This window comes from Mycobacterium sp., assembly GCF_050700595.1.
In the GTDB taxonomy this organism is placed as follows: Bacteria; Actinomycetota; Actinomycetes; order Mycobacteriales; family Mycobacteriaceae; genus Mycobacterium.
This window is the reverse complement of record NZ_JBOHHI010000199.1, coordinates 1-15,146: the sequence shown is the minus strand read 5'-3', so window position 1 is coordinate 15,146 and position 15,146 is coordinate 1. Positions and strand designations below refer to the sequence as shown.

Genomic DNA, 15,146 nt, shown 5'->3' with positions numbered 1-15,146 from the left:
GGGTCGTCGAACGGCGTCGTCATTTGCGCCGCTCCTCCTCATCGCTTCGTCCCCCTCGCCGCTGCGCGGCTGGGGGTACCCCCACTGCATCGTCGAACGGCGCGGTCGTCACATCGCCATCCTGTCGCGGAACACAGTTGGCGGTCAATCATGGCCAGCTGAACCTATGATCGTCGAACCGTGAACAACGCACGCACCGTCACGTTTCCGGGTGTGGCGAGCCCCGGGATCACGCTGGCGCCGCTGCGCCGAGGTCCCGGTGATCCGTGCTTTCAGGTTTCCGGCGACGGCGCGATATGGCGCACCAGCCTGTTAGCCACCGGCCCGGTCACCGCACGGATTCGCCACGCGGCGCCGAGCGCGGTCGAGTGCCGAGCCTGGGGCAGCGGTGCTGCAGAGTTTCTTGAGATGCTGCCGGCGCTCCTCGGCGCCGACGACGACGCATCGGACTTCGTGCCGCAGGACCCGACGGTCGCCGCCGCACACCGGCGAGTTCCGCACCTACGGCTGGGCCGCACCGGGCAGGTGCTCGAAGCCCTCATTCCCGCGGTCCTCGAGCAGCGGGTACCCGGCGCCGACGCATTCCGGTCCTGGCGGGTGCTGGTCACCAAATTCGGCACACCGCCACCCGGGCCGGCACCGGTGCGGATGCGAGTGCCGCCGTCGGCCGAAATGTGGCGACACATCCCGTCGTGGGAGTTTCACCGCGCCAACGTGGACCCCGGTCGCGCCCGTACCGTCGTCGGCTGCGCACGGCGCGCTGGATCGCTGGAACGGCTGGTGTCGCGTCCGGCGCCGCAAGCGCGGCAAGCGCTGACTTCACTGCCGGGAGTCGGGGTGTGGACCGCGGCCGAGACCGCGCAACGTGCATTCGGCGACCCCGATGCCCTCTCGGTTGGCGACTATCACGTCTCCAAGATGATCGGCTGGACCTTGCTGGGGCGGCCGATTCTGGACGACGCCATGGTTGAGCTTCTCGAACCGATGCGCCCGCATCGCCACCGGGTCGTCCGACTGCTGGAGGCCAGCGGATTGGCCTACGAGCCGCGCCACGGCCCGCGCCTGCCGGTGCAGGACATCGGCTCCCTCTGATTGCGCTCGCCCACCGAACGGGAGGCTGCGCGCGCTGCCCGCAAGACGTCTATCCGGGAATAATCGGACTGCGGTCCGGTTACAGCGGGTAACGCGCAAGGAGGTAGCAAGTGCCCGCTGTAACCGCCGATACATTGACCCTGCCGCGGGTGAGCGCGGCGGACCCCACCGACACCGAGCGGCCGGTCCGATCGATCACCACCGGCCCACGCGGCTACGAAGGCGAGGGGTTTCCCGTCGTTCGGGCGTTCGCCGGAGTCAGCACCGCCGCGCTGGACCCGTTCGTGCATATGGACCAGATCGGCGAGGTGGAGTATCTGCCGGGCGAGCCCAGAGGCACCGACTGGCATCCGCACCGCGGATTCGAAACGGTCACCTACATGATCGACGGCGGGTTGGCGCATCAGGACTCCCATGGCGGCGGCGGTCTGATCACCGATGGCGCCACGCAATGGATGACGGCCGGTTCCGGCATTCTGCACATCGAGACTCCGCCCGCCGAACTAGTCGAGAGCGGCGGCGTCTTCCACGGTGTCCAACTATGGGTGAACCTGCCGAAAAACGACAAATTCATTTCGCCGCGGTATCAGGCCATCCAGGGCGACGATGTCGAGCTGCTGGCCTCCGAGGATGGCGGAGCGCTGATTCGCATCATTGCGGGCGACGTCGACGGCCACCGTGGCCCGGGCGTTACTCATACGCCGATCACGTTGGTGCACACTACGATCCAGCCCGGTGCACGGTTGAATATCCCATGGAACCGAGACTTCAACGCCGTGATCTACGTGTTGGCAGGTCGTGGATCTGTCGGTCCGGTACTGCACCCGGTTCACCAGGGTCAGCTGACGGTTCTCGGGCCCGGTGATCGGATCACGATTGCCGCCGCGCCATCGCAGGATTCGCATCGGCCGCTGCTCGAGGTCTTGATCCTCGGTGGTCGACCGATTCGAGAGCCGGTGTTCCACTACGGTCCGTTCGTGATGAACACCAAGAGCGAGTTGATCCAGGCGCTCGAGGACTTCAGTGCGGGCAAGTTCGGCACCGTCCCGCCCCACGCATTGATGCCGCACAGTGTCGGAGGCCGCAAACTCGGCTGACGTCGTTCGACCGGGAAGTCGACAGCGCGATCTGTGGCAGAATTGAGCCGTGCCGCATCCCGCGAGCCGGGGGCCCGGTCGTCCCCCCGCAGCGAAGGCCGCTGATACCCGTAAGCGCATCGTGCTCGCGGCTCGTGAGGTATTCAGCGAACGAGGCTACGACGCCGCCACCTTCCAGGAGATCGCGCTGCGCGCCGACCTCACCCGACCCGCGATCAATCACTATTTTGCCAATAAGGCAGTGCTGTATCGGGAAGTCATGGACCAGACCACCGAGCTCGTCGTCAAGGCCAGTGTCGCTCGCGCACAGCGCGAGACGACGTTTGTCGGTCGGATGTCGGCGTTCGTTGCTGCCGCGATCGAGGCCGATTCTGAAAACCGGTCGGCAGCACGGTTTTTGCTTACCTCGATGCTGGAGTCGCAACGGCATCCTGACCTTCACGACGGCGAGAACGAGTCCGTGCGCAATACCCGCGCATTCCTGATGTGGGTCACCGCCGACGCGATCAGGCGCGGCGAGCTCACCACCGATACCGATGCCGGGTCTCTGACCGAGTTGCTGCTGGCGATGTTGTGTGGGGTGGGCTTCTACGCCGGTTTTGTCGAGAGCGCGCATGAGATGGCGACAATCGTCAACCAGGTGGGGCGGCTATTGGCCGGCACGCTTTGGCAGCTGCGACAGTGAGATAGCGCACAGCGGCACATAGCTTGCCTAACTTATTCGGTAGCATGGTGCCCGATATGACTGAGCTGGATGAGGTGCGTTCGGCGCGAACCGCAGGGGACAGCTGGGACGTCGTCACCAGCGTCGGCTCCACAGCTGTGATGGTGGCCGCCGCCCGCGCGGTCGAGACCGGCTCCGTCGATCCGCTGATTCGCGACGAGTTCGCCCACGTGTTGGTTTCGGCCGCCGGGCCGGCATGGGCGCGGCTCGCGAGCCCCGGTCTGGAGTGGATCGGCGACGACGAGCAAGGCCGGCGAGCCCACCGAGTGGCCTGCGACTACCAGGCCGTACGGACCTATTTCTTCGACGACTACTTCACTGACGCAGCCAAGGCCGGTATCCGTCAGGCGGTAATCCTTGCCGCCGGCCTGGATTCGCGAGCGTATCGGCTGGATTGGCCGGCGGCTACGACGGTCTATGAGATCGACCAGCCCGAGGTGCTGCGATACAAGACGACCACGCTGGAATCGGCCGGCGTGGCTCCCGCGGCGACGCGGCACGCCGTCGCGGTGGACCTGCGCGACGATTGGCCGGCCGCGCTGACTGCCGCAGGCTTCGACCGCAGTCAACCGGCCGCGTGGCTGGCCGAGGGCCTGCTGCCGTACCTGCCGGCCGACGCGCAGAACCGGCTCTTCGAGATGGTCGCCGACCTGAGCGCGGCCGGCAGTCAGATCGCCGTCGAGGCATTCAGTGTCAACCCGGCCAACAGCGCCCGGCGCCAAGCGGTCCGGCGGGCACGGTTGGCACGCAAGCAACGGCTGGGCCTGGACATCGACGTCGAGACGCTCACATACGGCGACGCTGATCGCGCCGATGCCGTGCAGTGGCTGACCGGGCATGGCTGGCAGGCGCGCGCCGTGGACAACGCTGACGAAATGGCCCGATTGGGCCGGCCCATACCGCAGGACCTCCTCGACGAGGCAGTTCGCACCACCCTGGTGCGGGCACGTCTCATGCCGCCAACTGATGGTTCGACGCATTCACAGAAAGCGGAAACACAATGAGCACACTGCGCACTCACGACGACACCTGGGACATCGCCACCAGTGTCGGCACCACTGCGGTGATGGTGGCCGCCGCGCGCGCCATCGAAACCGATAACCCCGACCCGCTGATCCGCGACCCCTACGCGAAGATCCTGGTCAGCAACGCCGGCACCGGGGTGTGGGAGACCATGCTCGACGATGCGATGGTCGCCAAGGTGGAGTCTTTCGACCCGGAGACTGCGGCGATCTTCCAGCACATGCGCAGCTATCAGGCCGTGCGGACGCACTTTTTCGACGCCCATTTCGCCGCCGCGGTGAAGGTTGGAATCCGGCAGGTGGTGATCCTGGCGTCCGGGCTGGATTCCCGGGCCTACCGACTGGACTGGCCGGCCGGCACCTCGGTGTATGAGATCGACCAGCCCAAAGTGCTGGCCTACAAATCCGCAACGCTGGCAGAGCACGGGGTGGCGCCGTCCGCGCAACGCCGGGAGGTGCCGATCGACCTGCGGCAGGACTGGCCGGCCGCGCTGCGCGGTGCGGGCTTCGACCCGGTGGCGCCGACGGCCTGGCTGGCCGAAGGGCTGTTGATGTACTTGCCCGCCGACGCCCAGGACCGGTTGTTTGCGCAGATCACCGAATTGAGCGCGCGGGGCAGCCGCATCGCGGCGGAAACCGCGGCCAGCCACGCCGACGAGCGGCGCCAAGAGATGCGCGAGCGGTTCCAGCGGGTGGCCGACCAACTTGGCTTCGAGCAGACCGTCGACGTGCAGGACTTGATCTACCACGACGAGCATCGCGCGGACGTCGCCGACTGGCTCGACGACCACGGCTGGCGGGCCGCCGCGCAGAACTCGGGGGACGAAATGCGCCGGCTGGACCGCTGGGTGGACGGCGTACCGATGGCCGACGACAAGGACGCGTTCGCCCAATTTGTCACAGCTGAGAAGACCGCGTGACTGCTGCGGATCGCAGCGAGAACGACACTTGGGACATCGCGACCAGTGTCGGCGCGACCGCTGTCATGGTGGCCGCCGCGCGGGCGGCCGAGACCGCCAGCGAACAGCCGCTGATCCGCGACGAGTTCGCACAGATCCTCATCGACGGCCCGGAACTCGCCGCGTTGGTCGCCAAGATGTCGACGACATACTCGGCCGACCCCGAACGAGAAGCCATTCACCGACACATGATCGACTACCAGGCCGCGCGTACCCACTTCTTCGACCGGTACTTCACCGCGGCGGCAGCAGCCGGCATCCGTCAGCACGTCATCCTGGCCGCCGGATTGGATTCACGGGCCTACCGGCTGAACTGGCCGGCCGGGACCACCGTGTACGAGGTCGACCAGCCGAAGGTGCTGGACTACAAGGACGCGACGCTGGTTGCCCATGGCGCCCGTCCGTCCGCCGACCTTCGCCAGGTGCCGGCTGACCTACGGCTCGACTGGCCGAAAGTACTGCGCGACAACGGGTTCGATCCTTCACAGCCCACCGCTTGGTTGGCCGAAGGCCTGTTGATGTTCCTGCCGGGAGAGGCCGAGGAGCGGCTGTTCGCCGACATCGACGTGCTCAGCGCGCAGGGCAGCCGGGTGTGCATCGAGGAATTCACCTTCGACGACGCGACTCGGGAGGCTTACCAGAGGCGCCGCGCCAAGACCGACGAGCTGCGGCGCCGGCTCGGCGACGATAGCGTCTTCGACCCCGGTGACCTGTGGTACACCGACGACGAGCGCTGCGACCCGGCGGGCTGGTTCAACGCCCACGGCTGGCGCGTCGAGTCGGTGGCCGGGCCGGACTACCTGGCCCGGCTCGGTCGTCAGCCGCCCCAGGACCCCGATATCGAGGCGACGTTCCGGGCTATTTTCGTCTCCGCCGAGCGGCCAGCCTGACCGCACCTGTTGCCCCACCGACTGGTTGATTAGGATAGGGTTTCCGCCGGTCAGGAAGGGGACCTCATGACCACCGAAACCGCACCAAACACTGCATCCGCCGCCGGCGCATCGACTGGACCGGATATTCCGTCGACGGTCTCACGACTTCGGAAGACCTTCGCCACCGGAAAGACCCGACCAGTTCAGTGGCGGCAAACCCAACTCCGCGCGCTCGAGAAAATGATGGCCGAAAACGAAGCCAAGATCGCCGATGCACTCAAAGAAGATCTCTGCCGCAAGCCGTTCGAGGCGTGGATGGCCGATACCGCGACCACCGCCGCCGAGGCGCGCTACGCCGCCAAACATGTCAAGAAATGGATGCGTCGTAAGCACCGCCGGCTTGAGCTTGCGCAGTTGCCCGGCCGCGGCTGGATCGAATACGAGCCGTACGGCACCGTCCTGGTCATCGGTGCGTGGAACTACCCGTTCTATCTGACGCTCGGCCCGGCGGTAGGGGCGATCGCCGCGGGAAACACGGTGGTACTCAAGCCGTCTGAGGTCGCGTCGGCATCGGCTCGATTGATGGCGGAGTTGGTGCCACAGTATCTGGATACCGATGCAATCGCCGTGGTCGAAGGCGACGCTGCGGTGAGCCAGGAGTTGCTCGCGCAGGGCTTCGACCGGGTGCTGTTCACCGGTGGTACCGAGATCGGCCGCAAGGTCTACGAAGCCGCGGCGCCGCACCTGACTCCGGTCACGCTTGAGCTTGGCGGCAAGAGTCCGGTGATCGTCGCCGCCGACGCCGACGTCGACGTTGCCGCCAAGCGGATCGCCTGGGTCAAACTGATGAACGCCGGCCAGACCTGCGTGGCACCGGATTACGTGCTGGCCGACGCCAAGATCCGCGACGAACTTGTCGGCAAGATCGGCGAAGCCATTACCAAGTTCGGATCCGATGAGCCAAGTGGAATGCGCATCGTCAATCAGCGCCAATTCGACCGGCTGACCGGTTATCTGGCCAACACGAAGGGGACCATCGCGCTGGGCGGGGAGTCCGACGCCGCGAGCCTTCGCATGCAGCCGACGGTGGTTGTCGACCCTGATCCCGACGACGCGCTGATGAAAAGCGAGATCTTCGGCCCGATCCTGCCGGTGATCTCCGTCCAATCTCTTGACGAAGCAATACAATTCGTCAACGCTCGCCCGAAGCCGTTGTCGGCGTATCTGTTCACCAAGACCCGCGCCGTTCGGGAACGCGTGATCAAGGAGGTGCCGGCGGGCGGGATGCTGGTCAATCACCTCGCCTTCCAGGTGACCACCGCCAAGCTGCCGTTCGGCGGGGTTGGCATGTCGGGGATGGGCGCCTACCACGGCCGCTTTGGTTTCGAGGAGTTCAGCCACCGCAAGTCGGTGTTGACCAAGCCGACCCGACCCGACGTGTCGGCGATGATTTACCCGCCGTATACAGAAAAGGCGTGGAAGTTGGCGCGCCGGCTGTTGTGATCCAGCCGCGTCCGAACCCCCCGACGGAGAAAGGAAGTTCATGCCTGGAGTGCAGGATCGCGTAATCGTCGTCACCGGAGCCGGTGGGGGATTAGGGCGGGAATACGCCCTGACCGTTGCCCGCGAGGGTGCCAGTGTCGTCGTCAACGACCTCGGCGGAGCCCGCGACGGCACCGGTGCAGGTTCGGCGATGGCCGACGAGGTGGTCGCCGAGATCAAAGATGGCGGTGGGCGCGCGGTCGCCAACTACGACAGCGTCGCCAGCGAGGATGGAGCCGCGAACATCATCAAGACGGCGCTCGACGAGTTCGGGGCCGTCCACGGCGTGGTGAGCAACGCCGGGATTCTGCGGGACGGCACCTTCCACAAGATGCCGTTCGAGAACTGGGACGCCGTGCTCAAGGTGCACCTCTACGGCGGGTACAACATCGTGCGCGCCGCCTGGCCGCATTTCCGCGAGCAGAGTTTTGGCCGCGTCGTGGTCGCGACCTCCACCAGCGGGCTGTTCGGCAACTTCGGTCAGGCCAACTACGGGGCGGCCAAGCTCGGGCTGGTTGGGTTGATCAACACGCTGGCACTTGAGGGCGCCAAGTACAACATCCATGCCAATGCGCTCGCGCCGATCGCCGCGACCCGGATGACCCAGGACATCCTGCCCCCCGAGGTCTTTGAAAAACTCACGCCCGAGTTCGTCGCGCCGGTGGTGGCTTACCTGTGCACCGAGGAGTCCACCGACACCGGATCGATCTTCATCGTCGGCGGTGGCAAGGTACAGCGGACGGCGCTATTCCAGAACGAAGGTGTCACGTTCAAAGATCCGCCGTCGGTCGACGACGTGGCCGCGCAGTGGTCGACGATCACCGACCTGTCCGGGGCGCAGCAGGCCAAGTTCTCGCTATGAGCTGACGTTCATCGGAACTCAGCCGATAAGCGCGCTGCGCAGTCGATTGACGTCGGCCTCGGTGATGGCCGCGCTGCGCAGGTAGCCGGTGAGCGAACCGTACTTTTCGTCGATGGTCCGCCGTGCCGCTTCCAGGTATTCCTCGCGGACACCGAGGACTTCGTCGGACAGCCGCGCCTCGGTGAACGTCATCACCTCGGGGGTCAGTTCGGTGTCCGACCGCTGTTGGATCATCTCCAGGATCTGGGCCCGCAGCTGCGGGGCGGCCTCGTTGCTGCACAGGAAATCCGCGACGACGGCATCCCGGTCGACACCGATGCTGTCCAGCACCAGCGCGACCAGGAAGCCCGTGCGATCCTTGCCGGCAAAGCAGTGCGTGAGCACGGCACGGCCCGCGCCCAGCAGCGTGACGACCCGGTGCAGCGCACGCTGCGCACCGTTGTAGGTGGGAAATCGGCGGTATTCATCGATCATGTAGCGGGTGGAGGCCTCGTTGACCGATTCGTCGCCGGGCTTTTCGGCCATCAGTTGCCGGAACGCGTGCTCATGGGGGGCTTCGCCGTCGGAGTCGGTTGTTTCGGTGGCGAGGTCGGGGATGGGCAGCAGGTGGACGTCGATGCCATCGGGTATCCGGCCCGGGCCACGACGCTGGACCTCGCGCGGCGAGCGCAAGTCCGCGACGTCGGTGATGCCCAACCGGCGCAGCTCGTCACGGCCGCCGACGTCGAGTCGGCTCAGCTCACCCGAACGGAATAGCCGTCCTGACCGTAGCACGCCGGTACTATCTGCAACATCGCGAAAATTCCAGGCCCCCTGCAGATCCCGCACGCTCATGACCATTTCAGTTGACCGCCGCAGCGAAAGCGCTTTTCTCCCCGCCGATCTCGGCACGTGCGATGGTGCGCAGGTGCACCTCGTCAGGTCCGTCAAAGATCCGCATCGCGCGGTGCCAGGCGTAGAGCCGCGCCAATGGTGTGTCGTCGCTGACGCCGGCGGCACCATGCACCTGGATGGCGCGGTCGAGGACGTCGCAGGCCACCTGCGGGGCTACCGCCTTGATCTGCGAAACCAACAAGTGAGCGGCCTTGTTGCCGTGCTCGTCGATGGTCCACGCCGCCTTCTCGCACAACAGTCTGGACTGATCGATCTCATTGCGCGACTTCGCGATTGATTGCTGCACCACGCCCTGCTCGGCCAGCGGCCGGCCGAACGCCACCCGAGTGCGGGCCCGCTCCACCATCAGCGCCAACGCACGTTCGGCCGCACCCAATGCGCGCATGCAGTGATGGATACGGCCCGGCCCCAGCCGGGCCTGTGCGATCGCGAAGCCGGTGCCCTCGTCGCCGAGCAGGTTGGTCGCCGGCACCCGCACGTTGTCGTAGATCACCTCGCAATGCCCGTGCTGGTCCTGCCACCCGAACACCGGTGTGGAGCGCACGATCGTCACCCCCGGGGTGTCGGTCGGCACCAGGATCATCGACTGCTGCTGGTGGCTGGCCGCGTCGGGATTGGTGCGGCCCATCACGATGAGGACCTGGCAGCGCGGGTCGGCGGCACCCGACGTCCACCACTTGCGACCGTTGATCACGTAGTCGCCGCCGTCACGGGTGATCGTGGTTTCGATGTTGCGGGCGTCGCTGCTGGCCACCGCGGGTTCGGTCATCGAGAACGCGCTGCGGATCTGGCCGTCGAGCAACGGCTGCAGCCATTGGCGGCGCTGCTCCTCGGTGCCGAACATGTGCAGGATCTCCATGTTGCCGGTGTCCGGTGCGGCGCAGTTGAGCGCTTCGGGCGCGATCTCCATGCTCCATCCGGTCTGCTCTGCCAGCGGCGCGTACTCCAGGTTGGACAGGCCGGACTCGGCCGGCAGGAACAGGTTCCACAGCCCCCGCTCTTTGGCCTTGGTCTTCAGCTCCTCGATGATCGGCGGCACCGTGTAGTCGTTCGGGCCGGCTTCGTGGCGATAGCGGTCGTATTCGGCCTCGGCTCCGAAGACGTGCTCGGTCATGAAGTCGGACAGCCGCTTGTGGTAGTCGGTCGCCTTGGCCGACATCGCGAAGTCCATGCCGTCACGATATGCCAGTCCGATATCGCGCAAGCGGGTGGTGTCGCCCGGCGGAAGGGCCGAGGAGAAGAAGGTGGCCGCCATAAGATGTCGGTGTGGACGGCGTGCATGATCTCGGCGGCCTTGACGGATTTGGGCCAGTCGAACACCAGGATGTCGAGCCGGTCTTCGCTGCAGATTGGGAGCGTCGGACGTTTCGCCTGATGGTTGGTTCTATCGGTTCGTTGGGCGTCAACGGCGGTATGTTTCGGCACTCGATCGAGCGCATGGAGCCCGCTCACTACCTTTCGTCGTCGTATTACGAGCACTGGCTGACGGGCGTAACGACGCTCGCCGTCGAGGCGGGCGTGACCACCGTCGAAGAACTCGAGCGCCGCGCCGACGGACAGTTTCCGCTGTCACATCCCGACCGGGGCTTGCTGCCTGATGACCTCACCTCACGCACCGAGCCGCGGTACTCGGTCGGCGACCAAGTTCGGGTACGCGAATGGCATCCATCCGGTCACACGCGTGCGCCGCGCTACGTGCAGGGCAAGCGCGGGACGATCACACGGAGCGACGGCGCCGCGAACGTTGCCGACATCGAGGCACACGGCGGCGGGTTTGTGACCGACCCGGTCTACTCGGTGGGCTTCACGTCCCGAGAGCTTTGGGGCGACGGTGGCGCCGACGGTGAAGTTGTGCATGTCGACCTGTTCGAGCGGTATCTACAGGAGCCGGAATGACGGCTGAGCGGCACCATCACCCGGCGGAATTGGCACCGATCGAGGCGCGTGTCGCCGCGATCGAATCGGTGCTCGTCGAAAAGGGGATCCTTGACGTCGACGCAGTCGATGAAATCGTCCGGCATTTCGAGGACAACCTGGGTCCACTGAACGGCGCAAAGGTGATCGCCCGAGCGTGGACGGACTCGGCGTTCAAGGAGCGCCTGCTCGCGAACGGCACCGCTGCGATCAACGAAATGGGCTTTGTGGGGCCGGAAGGCGATCACATGGTCGTCGTCGAGAACACTCCGGAGGTCCAGAATCTCGTGGTGTGCACGTTGTGCTCGTGCTATCCGTGGCCCACTCTCGGGTTGCCGCCGAAGTGGTACAAGTCACCGGCTTACCGCTCACGTGCCGTCCGTGCACCGCGCGAGCTGCTCGCCGAAATGGGGACCGTCATTCCCGATGCCGTCGAGATCCGGGTCTGGGACTCCAGCGCAGAGGCGCGCTACCTGGTGATGCCGATGCGTCCGGAGGGAACCGACGACATGTCGGAGGAACAGCTCGCCGGAATCATCACGCGCGACTCGATGATCGGCGTGCAGCGACTGTGACAGGTGCGCTACCCGACGACGACTCGCTTCCCCGCGACAACGGCGAACTTGTCTTCGACGCCCCATGGCAGGCGCGCGCACTGGCGATCGCGTTGGCGCTGGTCGAAAAGCTCGACGTGCCGTGGGACGTCTTCCGCCGTCGGCTGATAGCCAAGATCGCCGAGGACCCGCAGCGCCCTTATTACGACAGCTGGGCCAAAGCGCTGGAGTCGATGGTGATCGAACTTGATCTCGCAACGCGCGGAGCCCTGGACGCGGCCACCCCAACCGAACGGGCTCCGCTCTAACGGCGGTGTCGTAGTCGGGTTGCCGGTGATTCAAGATGGAGTCATGACCGAGACTCGCCCACCGCTGCCCCCGTTCACGCTCGAAACCGCGATGCAGAAGGTTCAGTCCGCCGAGGACGCCTGGAACACCCGCGACCCGCAGACCGTCGCGGGCGCCTACACGATCGACTCACATTGGCGTAACCGCGACCTTCACATCGTCGGCCGCAGCGAAATCATCGCGTTCTTGACCCGCAAGTGGCAGCGGGAACTCGACTATTGCCTGCGCAAGAGCGTGTGGGGTTTCCGGGACAACCGGATCGCGGTGCGGTTCCAGTACGAGTCGCACGACGAGACCGGCCAGTGGTATCGCAGCTACGGCAACGAGCTGTGGGAATTCAGCGACACCGGGCTGATGGCGCGCCGGGAAGCCAGCATCAACGACGTCGCGATCTCCGAATCCGAGCGGCGTTACTTCGGGCCCCGCCCGGCTGAAGAGCACGGCCAGGAGATCCCGTTGTGGTAGCGCGGTGCGCCGGGCACCCGAACCGCTCCAACGGTTAGGGTGAGGGCCGATCCGATGGGGTAGGGAAAGTACTAAGGAAGTCGATGACAGATTCGCAGACGACGGTCGGTGTGGTCGCCGAGTCCGGCGCCGACGAGCGGCGCGTCGCTCTGGTGCCGAAGGCGGTCGCGCCGCTGGTGAAAAGCGGTGTGGCCGTCGTCGTCGAATCCGGCGCCGGAGAGCGGGCGCTGCTGGCGGATGAGCTGTACACGGAAGCCGGCGCCACCATCGGGGACGCGTGGGCGGCCGATGTCGTCGTCAAGGTCGCGCCGCCGACCGCCGACGAGGTCGGCCGGCTGCGCACGGGGCAGACCCTGATCGGCTTCCTCGCGCCGCGCAACGCGGATAACCAGATCGAGGCGCTGAGGCAGGCCGGCGTCCAGGCGTTCGCGCTGGAAGCGATCCCGCGGATCTCCCGGGCGCAGGTGATGGACGCGCTGTCGTCGCAAGCCAACGTGGCGGGCTACAAGGCCGTGCTGCTCGCGGCCTCGGAGTCGACCCGGTTCTTCCCGATGCTGACCACGGCGGCGGGCACGGTGAAGCCGGCCACCGTGTTGGTGCTCGGGGTGGGGGTGGCCGGGCTGCAGGCGCTGGCGACGGCCAAGCGGTTGGCGGCCCGCACCTCCGGCTACGACGTGCGTCCCGAGGTGGCCGATCAGGTTCGGTCGGTGGGCGCGCAGTGGCTCGATATCGGTATCGACGCGTCCGGTGAGGGCGGCTACGCCCGTGAGCTCACCGAAGACGAACGCGCGCAGCAGCAGAAAGCGCTCGAGGAGGCGATCACCGGGTTCGACGTGGTGATCACCACCGCCCTGGTTCCGGGTAAGCCGGCGCCGCGGCTGGTGACGGCCGAGGCGGTGCAAGGGATGAAGCCCGGCAGTGTGGTGGTGGACCTGGCCGGGGAGACCGGGGGGAACTGTGAGCTGACCGAACCCGGGCGCATCGTCGTCAAACACGGCGTCACCATCGCCGCACCGCTGAATCTGCCGGCAACCATGCCCGAGCACGCCAGCGAGCTCTACAGCAAGAACATCACCGCGCTGCTGGAGTTGTTGGTCACCGACGGCAAGCTGGCCCCCGACTTCGATGACGAGGTTGTCGCGGCGGCGTGTGTGACACGCACCGGAGAGGACAGCTAGATGTACGACGAACTCCTGGCCAACCTGGCGATCCTGGTGCTGTCCGGATTCGTCGGCTTGGCCGTGATCTCGAAAGTGCCCAACACGCTGCACACCCCGCTGATGTCGGGCACCAACGCTATTCACGGCATCGTGGTGCTCGGCGCGCTACTGGTGCTGGGACGGATCGAGCATCCGACGCTCGCGCAGCAGATCATCCTGTTCGTCGCGCTGGTGTTCGGGACCCTGAACGTCATCGGCGGGTTCATCGTCACCGACCGGATGTTGGGCATGTTCAAGGGCAAAAAGCCGACGCCGGTCAAGCCTGAGGAGCCGGTTGTGAAATGAATTATCTCGTCATCATCCTCTACCTCGTTTCAGTCGCGTTGTTCATCTACGGGCTTATGGGCCTGACCGGGCCCAAGACCGCGGTGCGCGGCAACTTGATCGCCGCCGTCGGCATGGTCATCGCGGTGGCGGCCACGCTGATCTTGATCCGGCACACCGAGCACTGGCCGCTGATCATCGCCGGGCTGGTGCTCGGTGTCGTGCTCGGGGTTCCACCGGCGCGGCTGACCAAGATGACCGCGATGCCGCAGTTGGTGGCGTTCTTCAACGGCGTCGGCGGCGGCACGGTCGCGTTGATCGCGTTGTCGGAGTTCATTGAGACGACCGGCTTTTCGGATTTCAAATATGGTGAGACGCCGACGGTGCACGTCGTGGTTGCGTCGCTGTTCGCGGCGATCATCGGCTCGATCTCGTTCTGGGGGTCGATCATCGCGTTCGGGAAGCTGCAGGAGATCATCTCCGGCCGGCCGATCGGGCTCGGCAAGCTGCAGCAACTGGTCAACCTGCTGCTGTTGGCCGGGTCTGTTGCCGCTGCGGTGGTCATCGGTCTGGACGCGCATCCGGGCAGCGGCGGGGTGTCGCTGTGGTGGAGGATCGGCCTGCTGGCCGCCGCCGGTGTGCTTGGCCTGATGGTGGTGCTGCCCATCGGCGGTGCCGACATGCCTGTCGTCATCTCGATGCTGAACGCGATGACCGGTCTGTCGGCGGCCGCAGCCGGTCTGGCGCTGAACAACACCGCGATGATCGTCGGCGGCATGATCGTGGGCGCGTCGGGTTCGATCCTGACCAACCTGATGGCCAAGGCGATGAACCGCTCCATCCCGGCGATCGTCGCAGGTGGCTTCGGTGGCGGCGGCGTCGCCCCGGCTGGCGGCGACGGCGGCGACAAACACGTCAAGTCCACCTCGGCATCCGATGCCGCCATTCAGATGGCCTACGCCAACCAGGTGATCGTGGTGCCGGGCTACGGCCTGGCCGTAGCGCAGGCCCAGCATGCCGTCAAGGACATGGCGACGTTGCTGGAGAACCGCGGGGTAGCGGTGAAATACGCGATCCACCCGGTCGCCGGCCGGATGCCCGGCCACATGAACGTGCTATTGGCCGAGGCCGAAGTCGACTACGACGCGATGAAGGACATGGACGACATCAACGGCGAGTTCGCCCGCACCGACGTGGCGCTGGTCATCGGGGCCAACGACGTCACCAATCCGGCGGCCCGTAACGAGGCGTCCAGCCCGATCTACGGCATGCCGATCCTCAACGTGGACAAGTCGAAGTCGGTGATCGTGCTGAAGC

General features: G+C 66.1%; 17 protein-coding genes. 15 read left to right on the top strand and 2 right to left on the bottom strand.

Annotated features, from left to right (window positions below; all coding sequences use genetic code 11):
• Positions 1-180 precede the first annotated feature (180 nt).
• The 8 genes from ACRDTL_RS18625 (at position 181) to ACRDTL_RS18590 (ending at position 8,170) form a co-directional block, all read left to right on the top strand.
• Positions 181-1,092, top strand: a complete 912-nt coding sequence (locus tag ACRDTL_RS18625) for a DNA-3-methyladenine glycosylase family protein (protein WP_431508172.1) — start codon at positions 181-183, stop codon at positions 1,090-1,092.
• A 110-nt stretch (positions 1,093-1,202) separates the two neighbouring features.
• Entirely contained in the window at positions 1,203-2,189 is a 987-nt protein-coding gene (locus tag ACRDTL_RS18620) for a pirin family protein (RefSeq protein WP_431508171.1), read from the top strand.
• Positions 2,190-2,238: 49 nt separating this feature from the next.
• Positions 2,239-2,874: a TetR/AcrR family transcriptional regulator gene (locus ACRDTL_RS18615; protein WP_431508170.1), complete on the top strand. Its 636-nt coding sequence runs from the start codon at positions 2,239-2,241 to the stop codon at positions 2,872-2,874.
• Between the two features lie 56 nt (positions 2,875-2,930).
• Complete coding sequence (locus ACRDTL_RS18610) at positions 2,931-3,917, top strand: SAM-dependent methyltransferase (RefSeq protein WP_431508169.1); 987 nt, start codon at positions 2,931-2,933, stop codon at positions 3,915-3,917.
• 5 nt (positions 3,918-3,922) lie between these two features.
• Complete coding sequence (locus ACRDTL_RS18605) at positions 3,923-4,855, top strand: class I SAM-dependent methyltransferase (RefSeq protein ID WP_431508175.1); 933 nt, start codon at positions 3,923-3,925, stop codon at positions 4,853-4,855.
• A 65-nt stretch (positions 4,856-4,920) separates the two neighbouring features.
• The gene (locus ACRDTL_RS18600; RefSeq protein WP_431508174.1) at positions 4,921-5,784 is read left to right on the top strand and encodes an SAM-dependent methyltransferase; all 864 of its coding nucleotides are present in this window, start codon (positions 4,921-4,923) and stop codon (positions 5,782-5,784) included.
• A gap of 66 nt (positions 5,785-5,850) precedes the next feature.
• Positions 5,851-7,269: an aldehyde dehydrogenase family protein gene (locus ACRDTL_RS18595; RefSeq protein WP_431508168.1), complete on the top strand. Its 1,419-nt coding sequence runs from the start codon at positions 5,851-5,853 to the stop codon at positions 7,267-7,269.
• A gap of 40 nt (positions 7,270-7,309) precedes the next feature.
• Entirely contained in the window at positions 7,310-8,170 is an 861-nt protein-coding gene (locus tag ACRDTL_RS18590; RefSeq protein ID WP_431508167.1) for an SDR family oxidoreductase, read from the top strand.
• Positions 8,171-8,188: 18 nt separating this feature from the next.
• Here the strand turns inward: ACRDTL_RS18590 and ACRDTL_RS18585 are convergent, their stop codons facing one another.
• A complete protein-coding gene (locus ACRDTL_RS18585) occupies positions 8,189-9,004 on the bottom strand; it encodes a tyrosine-protein phosphatase (protein ID WP_431508166.1) in 816 nt (271 codons plus the stop codon).
• A 7-nt stretch (positions 9,005-9,011) separates the two neighbouring features.
• Positions 9,012-10,223 (bottom strand): acyl-CoA dehydrogenase family protein, encoded by a 1,212-nt coding sequence (locus tag ACRDTL_RS18580; RefSeq protein WP_431508173.1) that lies wholly within the window; start codon positions 10,221-10,223, stop codon positions 9,012-9,014.
• Positions 10,224-10,330: 107 nt separating this feature from the next.
• Between ACRDTL_RS18580 and nthB the strand changes: the two genes are divergently transcribed.
• From nthB to ACRDTL_RS18545, 7 genes are all read left to right on the top strand, one after another.
• Positions 10,331-10,960, top strand: a complete 630-nt coding sequence (gene nthB / locus ACRDTL_RS18575) for a nitrile hydratase subunit beta (protein WP_431508165.1) — start codon at positions 10,331-10,333, stop codon at positions 10,958-10,960.
• Complete coding sequence (nthA, locus tag ACRDTL_RS18570; RefSeq protein ID WP_431508164.1) at positions 10,957-11,553, top strand: nitrile hydratase subunit alpha; 597 nt, start codon at positions 10,957-10,959, stop codon at positions 11,551-11,553. Before nthB ends, nthA begins: the two co-directional genes overlap by 4 nt.
• On the top strand, positions 11,550-11,840 hold the full coding sequence (locus ACRDTL_RS18565; protein WP_431508163.1) for a nitrile hydratase accessory protein: 291 nt from the start codon (positions 11,550-11,552) through the stop codon (positions 11,838-11,840). The genes nthA and ACRDTL_RS18565 overlap by 4 nt, the downstream gene beginning before the upstream one ends.
• A 43-nt stretch (positions 11,841-11,883) precedes the next feature.
• Complete coding sequence (locus tag ACRDTL_RS18560) at positions 11,884-12,345, top strand: DUF1348 family protein (protein ID WP_431508162.1); 462 nt, start codon at positions 11,884-11,886, stop codon at positions 12,343-12,345.
• Between the two features lie 83 nt (positions 12,346-12,428).
• Positions 12,429-13,523: a Re/Si-specific NAD(P)(+) transhydrogenase subunit alpha gene (locus ACRDTL_RS18555; RefSeq protein ID WP_431508161.1), complete on the top strand. Its 1,095-nt coding sequence runs from the start codon at positions 12,429-12,431 to the stop codon at positions 13,521-13,523.
• Positions 13,524-13,850 carry an NAD(P) transhydrogenase subunit alpha gene (locus tag ACRDTL_RS18550; protein ID WP_431508160.1) on the top strand — a complete coding sequence of 109 codons (327 nt, stop codon included), beginning with the start codon at positions 13,524-13,526 and terminating at the stop codon, positions 13,848-13,850. It begins immediately after the preceding gene.
• The coding region (locus ACRDTL_RS18545) for an NAD(P)(+) transhydrogenase (Re/Si-specific) subunit beta (RefSeq protein ID WP_431508159.1) at positions 13,847-15,146 on the top strand (1,300 nt) is incomplete at its 3' end. The genes ACRDTL_RS18550 and ACRDTL_RS18545, both read left to right, overlap by 4 nt.

Bases quoted from the DNA above. Each gene is read 5' to 3' on its own strand.
- ACRDTL_RS18610 (WP_431508169.1), top strand. From the start codon at position 2,931: ATGACTGAGCTGGATGAGGTGCGTTCGGCGCGAACCGCAGGGGACAGC.
- ACRDTL_RS18560 (WP_431508162.1), top strand. From the start codon at position 11,884: ATGACCGAGACTCGCCCACCGCTGCCCCCGTTCACGCTCGAAACCGCG.
- ACRDTL_RS18595 (WP_431508168.1), top strand. From the start codon at position 5,851: ATGACCACCGAAACCGCACCAAACACTGCATCCGCCGCCGGCGCATCG.
- ACRDTL_RS18590 (WP_431508167.1), top strand. From the start codon at position 7,310: ATGCCTGGAGTGCAGGATCGCGTAATCGTCGTCACCGGAGCCGGTGGG.
- ACRDTL_RS18550 (WP_431508160.1), top strand. From the start codon at position 13,524: ATGTACGACGAACTCCTGGCCAACCTGGCGATCCTGGTGCTGTCCGGA.
- nthA (WP_431508164.1), top strand. From the start codon at position 10,957: ATGACGGCTGAGCGGCACCATCACCCGGCGGAATTGGCACCGATCGAG.
- ACRDTL_RS18580 (WP_431508173.1), bottom strand. From the start codon at position 10,223: ATGTCGGCCAAGGCGACCGACTACCACAAGCGGCTGTCCGACTTCATG.
- ACRDTL_RS18600 (WP_431508174.1), top strand. From the start codon at position 4,921: ATGGTGGCCGCCGCGCGGGCGGCCGAGACCGCCAGCGAACAGCCGCTG.
- ACRDTL_RS18555 (WP_431508161.1), top strand. From the start codon at position 12,429: ATGACAGATTCGCAGACGACGGTCGGTGTGGTCGCCGAGTCCGGCGCC.
- ACRDTL_RS18585 (WP_431508166.1), bottom strand. From the start codon at position 9,004: ATGAGCGTGCGGGATCTGCAGGGGGCCTGGAATTTTCGCGATGTTGCA.